Here is an 11,957-nt window from a genome sequence, read left to right on the forward strand (position 1 = left end):
ATCAGCCGAGTCGCAGGCCGCCCAGCGAGGCCCGCGGAAGGCGCTCCAGCGCGGGTGAGACGGTCTCGGCGATCTCCGCCGGCGCGGGCCGGTCACCGGGAGCCGGGGCGAGGCACGCCTCGATGATCTTGACGACCTCGGGCGGCGTACGTCTGGGGAGGGTGACGGGCCGGGAGACGAGCTGCGGGTAGCGCTCGGTGCGGTCCGAGGCCGCCGGGTCTCCGTGGGCGAAGGGCCGTTCTCCGGTCACGGCGTGGAAGAGCGTCGCGCCGAGCGCCCACACGTCGCTGGCCGGACCGACCTCGCCCCACTCACCGGGCAGGCACTGTTCCGGCGCCATGTAGGCGTCGGTGCCGATCTCGTGGCGCAACGCGGCCGCAGCGGCCGCGGGCCGGGCCACGGAGAGGTCGATCAGCCGGGCCGGCGAGCCCATGATCAGGTTGCTCGGCTTGACGTCGAGGTGCACCCAGCCGGAGCGGCGCAGGTAGTGCAGCACCGAGGCGAGGTCGAGCGCGAGCGGCAGGTACTGCTGCTCCGGAAGGCGGCCGTGGCGGCGGATCAGCGTCGAGAGCCGGGGGCCCTCGACATGCTCCATCACGACGTACGGACGCTCGGCGTCGAGGTCCTCGCGCAGGCCGCGGACGAGGACCGGGTGCTTCAACTCCGTCAGGGCGTCGATCTCGCGCCGCAGCGCATTGCGGCTGCTCTCGCTGTCGATCAGGTTCGGTCGCAGGACCTTGGCGACGACCGGGCCGTAGGTGACCTCGTCGAAGGCCAGGAAGGCCTCGTACGACGAGCCGCCCCCGAGCAGCCGCATGGCGGTCAGCTCGGGGGTGATCGCGTCACCCTGGGCCAGGTCCCAGGTGTCGATCATCGGCGGGCTCAGTCCTCGGTCTTGTCGTTGGTCTTGTCGTTCTTGGTGTTGTCCTTGGTGTTGTCCTTGGTGACGTCGTTCTTGGTGTTGTCCTTGGTCTGGTCGTCGCGGGTGTTGTCGCGGGTGTTGTCCTTGGTCGCCTTGGTCACGCCGGTCCCGTTGGTCGCGTCGTCATCGACACCGTCGCGGGTGACGTCGTCGGCGTCGTTGTCGTCGTCATCGTCGACGGTGGTCACCTGCGTGTTGGACTTCTCCTCACGCTTGGCATAGCCGTCGTCATCGGCAGCGGCAGCGCTCTGGTAGCTGAACACACCAGCCGCGACCACGCCCACCAGGCCGGTACCGAGGATCATCGGAAGCTTCTTCATCATTCGTCCCTCTCAGGTTCTGCCCCGGGTGTTCCCGGCGCCATGGAAGAACCATCTCGACCCGCGGTGAGGTGACCGTGAGACGACCATGAGAGCTCTCTCATCCGCGAGCCGGTTCGGGTCCTGAGGCCGGCGGTGGTAGGAACGTCCCGTGCAAAGCAGCGAGAGGCGCGAGATCGCGCTCAAGGTCGGCGTGCTGGTGCTGGTCGGTGTGCTGATCTCGGTCGCCGGATACGGCTACTCGCGCTCACGTTTCCGCGAGCACGCCACCGAGCAGGCCGAGACGGCCGCCAGCCGGTTCGCGCGGACCACGAGCTGGACCACGGTCGAGGCGAAGCCGGAGCTGGTGACGCAGTGGGCGCAAGCCTGTCCCTCGGTCCAGACCCCGCCCACCGAGAAGACCGCCGATGCGCGCGGCCACCTGGAGAAGGTACGCATCACCTCGACCGACCTCGCCGAGCCCGGGGCCGTCGTGAAGCTGACTCCCGACGGCGGTCAGTCGGTCTTCACCCTCGAGGTCACCCGCTCCGGCAAGGGCAAGGACGAGGAGTGGCGGGTGACCGAGGTGACCTGCGCAGGCGGCTGAGATCGGCCCGTGTGACGTCGGCCTGTGGTGGGTACCACTCAGGTATGGACACCGCTGGATTCACCAACCTGTTGACCCGCCCCGGGCCGTACGCGACTGTCCTGGCCGATGTCAGCCAGGACTCGGACAACGCGGCCCATGCCAAGGAGCTGCGCGTGCGCGCCGCCTGCGAGGAGCTCTCCGCGCAGGGTGCGCCACCGGACGTCGTGGCCGAGGTCTCCGACCGGCTGGCGGCCAACGTACGCCTGCCTGCACCCGCGGCACGCGTCGTCGTCGCGACGCCTGAAGGGGTCGCCTACGACCAGGTCGCCGTCGCCGAGGTGCCGAACCAGGTCGCGACGTGGGACCCGCTGCCCGACCTCGGCTCCTGGATCGCCGCTCGCGACTCCTCGGTGTCGTTCGTGCTGGTCCTGGTCGACCACGCGGGCGGCGAGATCTCGCTGTGGGACTCGGGCCTGCCTCGGCCGACGAGCACGACCACCGTCGAGGGCGACGAGCTCGAGCACGTGCAGAAGGTGCAGGACGACGTCGGGTGGGCGGCTTACCGCATGCAGCAGACCACCGACAACGTCTGGCGCCACAACGCCGACAAGGTGGCCGAAGAGGTGACCAGGCTGGTCCGCGACCACGGCCACGACCTCGTGCTCGTCGGCGGAGACCCGCACTCGGTGAGCAGGCTGCGGGACGTCCTCGCCGACCAACCCGTCGAGGTGGTCGAGCTGGAGAGCGGGCAGCGTGCCGCCGACGGCGGCGAAGAGGCCCTTCACGACGCGATCCGCAGCGCGCTCATGGACCGTGTCGTACGCCAACGCACCGCGCTCGTCCGGCGCCTCGAGGAGGCCTGGGGCAGGGGTGATCGCGCAGCCACCGGCGTCCGCGACGTCGCCGACGCCTTCGTCACCGGCCGCGTCGAGACCCTGCTGATCGACCCCGACGCGCTGGCCGGCCGCACGCTCGACCCGGCGGACCACCCGGGCCTCACCTTCGGCGAGGCTCCGGTCTCCGGCCCGGTCGAGGCCGGCGAGGCGCTCGTCGCCGCCGCGGTCCTCACCGACGCGCAGGTCTGCGTCCTGCCCGCCAGCGTGCTCGGCGACGCTCCGGTGGCCGCGCTGCTGCGCTGGGCCTGAGCCGGCTCCAGCTCAGCGGCTCGCGCTCAGCGGCGCCAGGCTCTGATCTTGTCCGGCTCGGGGTCGGGAGACTCGGTCGCCGCCCAGACCTTGCGCCACTCGGCGATCTCCTCGCCCGCCGGGTCGGGGGTGCGGTCCTCGGCGGCGCGGCGCATCGAGGCGTACCAGTCGGTGGCGTCCTCGTCGAGCAGCCGCGAGACCGCCGACCGGATCCGAGGCGCGAACTCGCGCACCGACTCGCCCGCGGCGGGGTGGAGCGGTTCCCCGAAGCGTACGGTCAGCTGGCGGCGGCCACCGGATCTGTCCTTGCCGGGCCAATTCACCCCGCGTGGCATCGCCGCATAGGTGCCCCGGTGGGCGATCGGGACGACGGGGACGCCGTACTCGGTGGCCAGATAGGCAGCGCCGGACCGGAACCGACCCACGGTGCCGTCCTTGGAGCGGGTGCCCTCGGGGAAGACCACCAGCGACCAGCCCTCGGCGAGCACCTCGCCCGGCTGGGTCGACAGCGCACCGCCACGACGGTCGATCGGGAGCGTGTTGAACACCAGCGAGGAGCCCACCGCCCGCCACCAGGTGTCGAAGAAGTAGTCCGCCGCGGCCGCCACGGCCGTACGCCGCCGCCACTCGTCGGGGAGGCTCAGCAGGATCAGCGGGGTGTCGAGGTGGGACGCGTGGTTGGCCACGAAGATCACCGGCCCGTCGAGCCGCTCGAGCACGTCGAGCCCCTCGACCTGGGTCTTCACCTGCGACCGGAAGACCGCCTCGAGCCCGGTCTGGGCCACCTCCCGTACCGCTCGCGCTGCCGGCCGGCGCGACCATTCGTTGTCGAACACGGTCGTCGTCGCCGGTGGCACGAACGGCTCCGCCGAGCGCGGCACCTGCGCCCGGTGGCCCCACCGCCAGCCCCGTTTCATGAGGCGTACGTCGCGGGCAGTGTCCTTCCAGAAGCTGCTCATGCGGACCTCCCCGCCCCCGCCGGTTGAGCCGCCGGAGCCGCTAGGCGGAGGCGTGTCGAAACCAACACAGTCCCCTCCGCGCTCGAATCGACCGTGTTGGTCTCGACGATGACGCTCGTCCGACGTACGGCACTCATCGCACGTCCGCCAGAAGATGCGGAGGGTTGCGGAGATAGGTGATGGACGGGGACGATCCGACGGTCGAGGAAGCCATCTCCAGCGCGTCGCGCAAGGTGGTCGCCGACCGGAAGCCCATCCGCGCGGCAGCCTTCGGGTTCCCGCCGACCCAGATCACGTCACCGAGGTGGTCGAGGGCGTGGGCGATCCAGTACCACATGTAGAACGGGTGGACCCCGTGGTAGGCGTTCGAGGTGCGGTAGAGGTGGACGTACCAGGGGTCGGTGGCGAACTGCTCCTCGAACTTCGGCCCGATCAGCGCCGGGTCGTTCGTGTCGGCCAGGACCTCCTCGTAGAAGTCCACGTAGGAGGGGTGGGTGAGAGTGTTGAAGCCCTCGTCGAGCGGGTGGTAGAGGATCGCGACGCCACCCTCACGCACGACCGGCTGCCGCAGGTAGGAGTTGAAGTAGTAGCCCAGCCCCATGCACGCGGCCAGGATCGGGTTCATGGTCGAGTTGACGTTGTAGGGGCCCAGGTAGGGCACCCCCATCACCATCACGTCGGACTGCCCATCGACCTTGACCCGCTGCTGCTGATGGACGCGCTGCACGGTCAGCTCGTGCACCGGCTCGACGGCCCCGGCGGTGATCCCGGTCAGCCCATAGTTGGACCGCAGGTCGTGGAACATCTTGTGACGCATCTTCTGCGGTGCGACCGCCAGCCCGCGGCGCAGGCCGAGCACCGTGGCCTGGTCGCGCAACGACCACTCCCACTCGCGCTTGAGCAGCGTGTCGTACGGCTTCCCGAAGACCTCGTTGTCGAGCGTCGTCTCGATCTGGAAGACCTTGACGTGCTCGCCGATCAACCGGCCCATCCGCCAGGCGGAGGAGTGCATCTCGGAGTGCTTGTGGTCCATGAACGAGCGCGAGTGCACCATCGTCTTGGCGTTGTGGTGGTGCTTGATCGACTTGTAGGACGCCAGCCCGATGCCGACCGACTTGTGGCCGCCGTCCATGGCGACGAGGTTGACGTTGACGTAGACCAGCAGGTCGGAGGTGGCCGCCCGCTTGTTGATCTCGACGTCCTCGCCCTTCTCGGTCTGTCCCATGTGCTCGAGGTTGGCGCGGTCCTCGGCGTCGTGGTTGTAGAGCCTCCCCGACGGCGCGAAGCTGCGGAAGACGCGCTCGCCGACGATGTGCCTCATCTCGGCGTCGGTCATCCGGCGGTGCAGGGCGAGCGCGGCGACGATCTCGACGTCGTCGACACCCTTCTCCGCGGCGATCGTGAGCACCTGCTCGATGATCCTGCCCCGGATGTCGGGGGCCTTCATGGTGGGCAACGGCAGGGAGAGGTCGTCGAAGGCGATCGTGAGCCGCATCCCCGGGAACATCAGCTCGCGCAGCGGCTCGGAGTCGACCGGGTTCTCAAGCGACTCCCGGATCGCCTCCTCGACGTCCGGCACCGTCGGCAACGACTCGGGCGGATAGATCACCCGGGTGCCCTGGGGGAACTCCTCGAGCCGGAACCCGAGCCCCTCGTGGACGAGCAGGGGCGGCGTACGGTCGTCGACCTCCAGCACGAAACCTGGTCGTGTCATCGATGAATCTCCTTTGGACGACGGGATCAATTGGTCTGGCGGGGGTCGAACGCCACCTTGACGGTGCCGAGCCGACCGGCTGAGTGGGCATGGTCGAGAGCCTCACGCCAGCGGTGGAGCGGGTAGGGCGCGACGGTCTTGGCCAGGCGGCACATGGCGTCGTGACCGACCAGGTCGAGCGCGGTCGCGAAGTCGCCGGACCCACGGGAGGAAGCGTAGGTCCCGACCACCTCGAGCTCCCGGAACCAGGCTGCGGACAGGTCGGCCGAGGCGGGCATCCCGGAGAGCACCACGCGGCCACCGGCGCGGGTGGCGTGCAGGCAGGTCTGCAGCGACTCCTTCGAGCCGACCGCGTCGACGGTCACGTCGACACCGCCGAGCAGGTAGGGCGCCGCCATCATCTCCGGCTCGATCATGAAAGCGCTGGTCGCGCGCCTGATCCTGCGCAGCGTCTCCGATGGCGCGACCACCTCGGTGGCGCCGAACTGCAGCGCCAGCTCCCGCTGGTGGGCGTGCTTGGCGACGACCACGATCTCGCCGGCGTCGGTGAGCTCGCGCAGCGCGAGCGTGGCCAGCAGCCCGACCGCACCGGCGCCCGAGACGAGCACCCGATCGCCTGGTCTGACCGCGGCTCGTCGTGCTGTGTGGACCGCGCAGGCGACCGGCTCGGCGAGCAGCGCCTGCTCGTCGGAGTAGCCCTCCGGCACGACGTGGAGCTGGGAGCGGTGCACCGAGAGCTGCTGCGACCAGCCGCCACCGGTGTCGTGGCAGAACCCGGTCTGCAGTCCGGAGGAGATGTCACCGACGGTGATCCGGGAGCACCGGTTGGTCTCGCCTCGTGCACACGCCTCGCACGCCTCCAGCCCGCGCGCAGCGCAGGTCAGGACCGGGTCGATCACGACCCGCGTCCCCGCCTCCAGGTCGCCACAGGGGTCGATCAGCTCGCCCACGATCTCGTGGCCGGGTACGAACGGCAGGCTCACCAGCGGCTGGAAGTAGAGGCTCGTCCGCCCCGACAGCATCCCCAGGTCGGACCCGCAGATGCCCGAGAGCGAGACCCGCAGTCGGGCCCACCCGTCGTGCTCGATCCTCGGTGCTTCGAGCGTCACCATCCGCAGCGGCGCCGCGGCGCCGGTCAGCAACAGCGGCATCCGTCCGCCGGCGACCTTCCCCAGCGCCGTCTTGGCAACGCTGCGGTACATCTCGAGCGCGAGCATTCAGGCCCTCCTCATCGGTCTCGTCGATCTCAACGGTTCAGCGCGGCCGGGTCGAGCGTACGGCTCGCGTGTCCCGGGGACTCCCAGTCGACGATCGCCCAGTGCGACCTCTTGGCGTGCCGGAAGAGCGGTACGTCGGGCCGGACAGCGACCGGGTGGCCGACCGCCGCGAGCAGCGGGAGGTCGGAGTGGGAGTCGGCGTAGGCGAAGGAGTCGGCGGGCGAGATGCCCTCGCGACGGGACCACTCGCGGACGAACGCACCGCGGGACTCACCGACCAGCGGCGAGGCGGCCAGGTGACCGTTGCAGAACCCGCGGTCGTCGACGGCCAGGTCGGCCGCCTCGATGTGGTCGAACAGCGGGCGCAACGGCCTGGTCAGCGGCCGGATCGCGCCGGTGACCAGCACCGTCACGTGCCCCGCGGCGCGGTGCTTCCGGATCCGCCGGACCGCGTCCGGCGCCAGTCGTCCGAGGATGTGCGTGGTCAGGTGCTCGTCGACGATCTCGTCCAGGTCGGAGAGGCCCGCGCCGGCGTACTCCCGGTAGACCGTACGCAGCAGCGAGCTCCGCTCGGTCCGGTCCGTCCACACGTACTTGGGCACCTTGCCGGCCACGCGTGCGATCTCCGCCGCCTTGGCCGTGCCCGAGAGCTCACCGAGCCGGAGCCACAGGTAGGTCTCGATCACGTTGGAGGACATCAGCGTGCCGTCGAGGTCGAAGAAGGCGGCGACACGGCCCTCCTCGGGCGAGGCTTTCGAGACCTTCGGCAGCGCGCCGGCGACCGGCCTCTTCCGAAGCTTGCGCAGCTCGTCGAGCTCACGGACCGGCTTGGTGACCGAGGGCACGTGGATGTCATGGAGATAGGCGTGCCAGTCGATGACGGCGGTGTCGAAGGCGAACGTCTCCTGGTCGGCCGGCGACAGCGACCGGTAGAGCGAGAGCGTGTTGGTGTCGACGAAGCGCAGGTCGGCCTGGGCGTACTCCTTGTAGAGGTCCAGGTAGCGCCGGAGGAACTGCAACCGCCGCCCCTGCCGGTCCAGGTCGCGCGCCCACCCCCGGGTCCGGTCGCTGCGCGGCGCCAGCCCGAGGAGCGTGTCGGCGACCTTGTGCACCTTCTCCCCGGTGGCCATCAGCCGCTCGACCGATGCCCCGCCCTGGAAGGTCCACTCCGGCAGCCTGGCCGCACCCCGGTCCCCCGCTGCGAACGGCTCCTTCTCGAAGTAGGAGCGCACGCTCTCGTAGAGCATCCCGAAGGTCAACGGGTTCCGGTCGCCGGAGGCGAGATGGAAGTACGCCGGCTCGCCCTGCTCCGGCGGGTGGGCCAGGCACGCCACGATCGAGGCGACGACATGGTCGACCGGCACGATGTCGGCCGTCGTGTCCGCGGCGGCGGGGAAGAGCGGAAGCTCACCGCGCCCATAGGCGAGGATCAGCGGCTCGGCCATCTTGAAGCCCTCGATCCAGCCCGGATAGGGACGCGCGAGCGCCGACTCGATGATCGCCGGACGGTAGATCGTCGCGCGCCGCCCGGTCGCGGCATAGCCCTCGACCACCCGCTCCCCCAGCGCCTTGGTGAAGGTGTAGCAGTCGGTCCAGCCCAGCGAGCGAGCCCGCTCCGCGCCGAGGCGTACGAGCTCTTTCTTCACCCACCGCTTGCGCGCCTCCTCGGCGGCAGCGGCGGCCGTCATCATGCCCGCGCGACCGTGCTCGCGCTCGGCCTGCTTGCGCAGCTTGGAGATCACCTCGACGCTGCGCGAGCGGTCCTCGACCGCGGCGCGCTGCGCCACGCCCCAGGCGAGCTCAGCCTCGACGTCGACGGAATGCTCGACCGGGCCCTCCGGGATGGCCCCGCGGCGACGGCCGGAGACGTAGGCGGTGGAGACGTGCAGATAGTGGATGTCGCGTCCGGTCTCCTCGATCCGCCTGAGCAGCTCACGGACACCGACGACGTTGGTGACGAACCCTTCGTCGACCGGCGGATCGAAGGAGACATCGCCCGCCGAGTGCACCACGGCATCCAGATCGTCGGGGAGCGCGGGCGGATCGGAGAGATCGCCCTCGACGACGTTCACCTCCGCGTCCGCGACGCTCTCGAAGATCGGCTTGGCCAGCATCTTCGCGATCCGCTCGGTTCCCGAGATCGACCCCTTGGGCCGGACGAGAACGCTGAGACGTGCGTCTGGCACCTCGGTCAGCAGCAGGTGCAGCAGCGCTTCGCCGACGAACCCGGTCACTCCCGTCAGCAGCACATGCTGCCCCGCGAGCCGCTCCTGGATGGAGGCCCGAGCGTCATCCTGGCTGGTTCCCTGCAATAGGTCCGAGGTCACGGATGTGATTGTGCCCGCTCGAGCCAACCCCCGGGACTCCTTTTCCGGGCTGGACCTGAGAAACTGCAGGAACACCGAAACCCGAGGAGACATACGTGTCGAGGAAGCTGCTCAGGATCGCAGCCGTCCTCTCCGCGACCGCTCTTACGGGCTGCGGCTCCGGGGCGCCTACCACCAGCAGCCCCGGGCCGAGTCCGGCGACCTCCTCGCCAGCGACGGCCGGCGGTCCCTGCCTCTTCGAGCCTGGCCAGGTCGCCAGCGCCATTCCTGGTACCTGGTCGCATACCGCCGACGAAGACGTCTGCACCTATACCAGCGACCGGGGCGCCATCTTCGTGACCACGCTCGTCGACACCTCCGTCGGGGCCGGGCTCTCCGCTAGTCGGGAGGACTGCATCGCTTCTCCTTCGCCTGTAGACATCGGCGAGCGCGCTTTTGTGTGCATCGAGTCGCACGATGACGGCGACCTCGTTGTCGGCAACGTCGCCGTCGGTAGTCGGCTCTGGTCGCTTGTCATCGTGCCGGACGAGGGTGTTGATGATGCTGAGCTTCAGGCTATGGGGCGGCTTGTGGAGATGGTTGCTGGCTCGTAGGGGGGCGGTGGTCGAGCTTGTCGAGACCTGTCTCCCGCTGGTCGAGCTTGTCGAGACCTGTCTCCCGCTGGTCGAGCTTGTCGAGACCTGTCTCCCGCTGGTCGAGCCGCCGGAGCCGCTAGGCGGAGGCGTGTCGAGACCAACACGGTTCGCGTCGGGGAAACCTCGCTTGGCGACTGTTTCTTCGTTTCGGTGTTCGCCGCCGACCCTTTCTCGAGTGTTTCTCGATCAGCCGCCGCGTCAAGGACGGGCTTCGCCCGCCGCTTCGCGGTGGCCTTCGGCCATCCTTGACTCGACACCTGATCGAGAAAGATTTCGCCTATATCGGGGCGGCGGCGAGGGTGTGGCGCGGGGTTCATCATGCTTGTTCGCTGACTGCATAAATCAGGTCTGACCAGCACAAACAGGTAGCCACGGGCGACTCATTCACATATAATGAGGCGTATGAACGAGACCGTCGACCAGCTCCTCACCGGGCCGCCCCTGGGTGCGTCCGAGGGTGAGCTAGTCGACTGGATCGCCCGGCTCGAAGAGATCAAGTGCGTCGCTGAGGCGGTGCAGGCAGAAGCAGCCGTACGCCTCGAGGAAGCCACCCGCGCCCGGCAGGCCGAGGCTGGAGTCCCTGCCCGCAAGCTCGGCGAAGGCGTCGCCTCCCAGATCGCGCTCGCGCGACGAGTCTCACCGGCCAAGGGCGCCACACTGCTCGGGCTGGCGAAGATCCTTCTCGCGGAGATGCCCCACACCTTCGGGTTGATGAAAGCAGGCCTGTTCTCGCAGTGGCAGGCCACGATCCTCGCCCGCGAAACCGCCTGCCTCTCGATGGAGGACCGCCGGGTCATCGACTACGAACTCTGTGCTTTCAGTCAAGACCGTGAAGTTCCGAAGGTCGTGACCATGGGGCTGCGGCAACTCGAGAACGCGGCCAAGAAGCTCGCGATCACCCTCGACCAAGAATCCGTCGTCAACCGTGCCGCAAACGCAGAGAAGGACCGTCGGGTCAGCGTGCGGCCGGCACCGGACACGATGACCTGGCTCGGTGCCCTGTTGCCGGTCAAGGACGGTGTTGCCGTCTACGCGGCGTTGGACCAGGCAGCCAAGGCCGCGCAGGCTGCTGGCGATGAACGAACGAGGGGTCAGGTCATGGCCGACACCCTCGTGAACCGAGTCACCGGCCGCACCGGCACCGAGGTGAAGCCTCGGATCGAGGTCAAGATCGTGATGACCGCCGACGCCCTCGCCAACGACACCGATCAGCCGGCCATGGTCGAGGGCTACGGTCCCGTTCCTGCCGTGTGGGCCCGTGAAGCGCTCGCTGACGCCGAGGTGTTCGTGCGGCGTCTGTTCACCGACCCGGCCGGGCAGCTGGTCGCGATGGAGTCCCGCTCCCGCAAAGCCCCCGACGGCCTGGCCGAGTTCATCGCCACCCGCGACGGCGGGATCTGCCGCACCAACGGCTGCGACGCCCCGATCCGCAACGTCGACCACGTCGAACGCCACGCTGACGGCGGCCGCACGAGTGCCGAAAATCTCCAAGGTCTCTGCGAGCGGTGCAATCAAGCGAAAGAAGCTCTCGGTTGGCAGGCCAGACCAGGACCAGACGGCAGCATCATCACCATCACACCCACTGGCCACACATACACGAGCCCACCACCCGACACCTGGCGACCAGACCCACCACCACTGTCCCGAGCAGAGTTCATGCTGCGCGACGTACTCCTCGACGTCGCGGCCTGAGAGTCGCGCTGTCGAACTTTCTTCGGATCGGTGCTTGACCTTGACCCTGCGTCAGGGCTGCACGCTTCTTCCACGGCCCCAAACCGGGCGCCGAACGGGAACACCGATCAAAGGAGCACGACATGAACAACCTCCTGAGCCGCCTGGTGGGCGACAAGAAGGAATGGAAGCGCATGGAGGCCCGCGCCGCCCAGCTGCCCTCCGACTACCGGACCGTCTACGGCGAGATGAAGAGCTACATGTGGCGCTTCACCGCCGGTGACGGGATGGACATCGTGGCCATCCTTCGCGACGTCCTCGACCTGTTCGAGAGCGAGGCCGCCGCCGGACGGCCGGTCATCGACGTCACCGGGACCGACCTGGCCGCCTTCTGCGACGCCCGACTGCCCGAGCAGCCGGACACCTACCGCAACAAGCTCCGCGCCAACCTCAACGAGGTCGCCCGGAAGCTGTCGTGA

General features: G+C 69.1%; 11 protein-coding genes. 5 read left to right on the forward strand and 6 right to left on the reverse strand.

Annotated elements, in window-relative coordinates:
* Position 1: 1 nt before the first annotated feature.
* Together BJ988_RS15675 and BJ988_RS15680 are read right to left on the reverse strand one after the other, a co-directional pair.
* Positions 2-874 (reverse strand): serine/threonine-protein kinase, encoded by an 873-nt coding sequence (locus tag BJ988_RS15675; protein ID WP_179658812.1) that lies wholly within the window; start codon positions 872-874, stop codon positions 2-4.
* 8 nt (positions 875-882) lie between these two features.
* On the reverse strand, positions 883-1,227 hold the full coding sequence (locus BJ988_RS15680; protein ID WP_179658813.1) for a hypothetical protein: 345 nt from the start codon (positions 1,225-1,227) through the stop codon (positions 883-885).
* A 166-nt stretch (positions 1,228-1,393) separates the two neighbouring features.
* Between BJ988_RS15680 and BJ988_RS15685 the strand changes: the two genes are divergently transcribed.
* Positions 1,394-1,828 carry a hypothetical protein gene (locus BJ988_RS15685; RefSeq protein WP_179658814.1) on the forward strand — a complete coding sequence of 145 codons (435 nt, stop codon included), beginning with the start codon at positions 1,394-1,396 and terminating at the stop codon, positions 1,826-1,828.
* A gap of 44 nt (positions 1,829-1,872) precedes the next feature.
* A complete protein-coding gene (locus BJ988_RS15690) occupies positions 1,873-2,955 on the forward strand; it encodes a baeRF2 domain-containing protein (RefSeq protein WP_179658815.1) in 1,083 nt (360 codons plus the stop codon).
* 26 nt (positions 2,956-2,981) lie between these two features.
* On the opposite strand, the gene BJ988_RS15695 is transcribed toward BJ988_RS15690, so the two are convergent.
* From BJ988_RS15695 to BJ988_RS15710, 4 genes are all read right to left on the reverse strand, one after another.
* The gene (locus BJ988_RS15695; protein WP_179658816.1) at positions 2,982-3,914 is read right to left on the reverse strand and encodes a lysophospholipid acyltransferase family protein; all 933 of its coding nucleotides are present in this window, start codon (positions 3,912-3,914) and stop codon (positions 2,982-2,984) included.
* A 133-nt stretch (positions 3,915-4,047) separates the two neighbouring features.
* Complete coding sequence (larAH, locus tag BJ988_RS15700) at positions 4,048-5,628, reverse strand: NPN-dependent hydroxyacid isomerase, LarAH14/15/16 family (RefSeq protein ID WP_179658817.1); 1,581 nt, start codon at positions 5,626-5,628, stop codon at positions 4,048-4,050.
* Between the two features lie 26 nt (positions 5,629-5,654).
* Entirely contained in the window at positions 5,655-6,845 is a 1,191-nt protein-coding gene (locus BJ988_RS15705; RefSeq protein WP_179658818.1) for a zinc-dependent alcohol dehydrogenase, read from the reverse strand.
* A 29-nt stretch (positions 6,846-6,874) separates the two neighbouring features.
* Positions 6,875-9,172 carry an HAD-IB family phosphatase gene (locus BJ988_RS15710; protein WP_343051634.1) on the reverse strand — a complete coding sequence of 766 codons (2,298 nt, stop codon included), beginning with the start codon at positions 9,170-9,172 and terminating at the stop codon, positions 6,875-6,877.
* Positions 9,173-9,267: 95 nt separating this feature from the next.
* Between BJ988_RS15710 and BJ988_RS15715 the strand changes: the two genes are divergently transcribed.
* The 3 genes from BJ988_RS15715 to BJ988_RS15725 all read left to right on the forward strand — a co-directional run bounded on the left by BJ988_RS15715 (position 9,268) and on the right by BJ988_RS15725 (position 11,957).
* A complete protein-coding gene (locus tag BJ988_RS15715; protein WP_179658819.1) occupies positions 9,268-9,765 on the forward strand; it encodes a hypothetical protein in 498 nt (165 codons plus the stop codon).
* A 444-nt stretch (positions 9,766-10,209) separates the two neighbouring features.
* Positions 10,210-11,499: an HNH endonuclease gene (locus tag BJ988_RS15720; protein ID WP_179658820.1), complete on the forward strand. Its 1,290-nt coding sequence runs from the start codon at positions 10,210-10,212 to the stop codon at positions 11,497-11,499.
* Positions 11,500-11,621: 122 nt separating this feature from the next.
* Positions 11,622-11,957 (forward strand): DUF1048 domain-containing protein, encoded by a 336-nt coding sequence (locus tag BJ988_RS15725; RefSeq protein ID WP_179658821.1) that lies wholly within the window; start codon positions 11,622-11,624, stop codon positions 11,955-11,957.

It is taken from the genome of Nocardioides panzhihuensis (assembly GCF_013408335.1).
Classification (GTDB): Bacteria; Actinomycetota; Actinomycetes; order Propionibacteriales; family Nocardioidaceae; genus Nocardioides; species Nocardioides panzhihuensis.

What these genes read in the sequence shown, in the direction of transcription:
- BJ988_RS15675 (WP_179658812.1), bottom strand. Translation starts at nt 874, where the DNA reads ATGATCGACACCTGGGACCTGGCCCAGGGTGACGCGATCACCCCCGAG.
- BJ988_RS15680 (WP_179658813.1), bottom strand. Translation starts at nt 1,227, where the DNA reads ATGATCCTCGGTACCGGCCTGGTGGGCGTGGTCGCGGCTGGTGTGTTC.
- BJ988_RS15690 (WP_179658815.1), top strand. Translation starts at nt 1,873, where the DNA reads ATGGACACCGCTGGATTCACCAACCTGTTGACCCGCCCCGGGCCGTAC.
- BJ988_RS15695 (WP_179658816.1), bottom strand. Translation starts at nt 3,914, where the DNA reads ATGAGCAGCTTCTGGAAGGACACTGCCCGCGACGTACGCCTCATGAAA.
- larAH (WP_179658817.1), bottom strand. Translation starts at nt 5,628, where the DNA reads ATGACACGACCAGGTTTCGTGCTGGAGGTCGACGACCGTACGCCGCCC.
- BJ988_RS15705 (WP_179658818.1), bottom strand. Translation starts at nt 6,845, where the DNA reads ATGCTCGCGCTCGAGATGTACCGCAGCGTTGCCAAGACGGCGCTGGGG.
- BJ988_RS15720 (WP_179658820.1), top strand. Translation starts at nt 10,210, where the DNA reads ATGAACGAGACCGTCGACCAGCTCCTCACCGGGCCGCCCCTGGGTGCG.
- BJ988_RS15725 (WP_179658821.1), top strand. Translation starts at nt 11,622, where the DNA reads ATGAACAACCTCCTGAGCCGCCTGGTGGGCGACAAGAAGGAATGGAAG.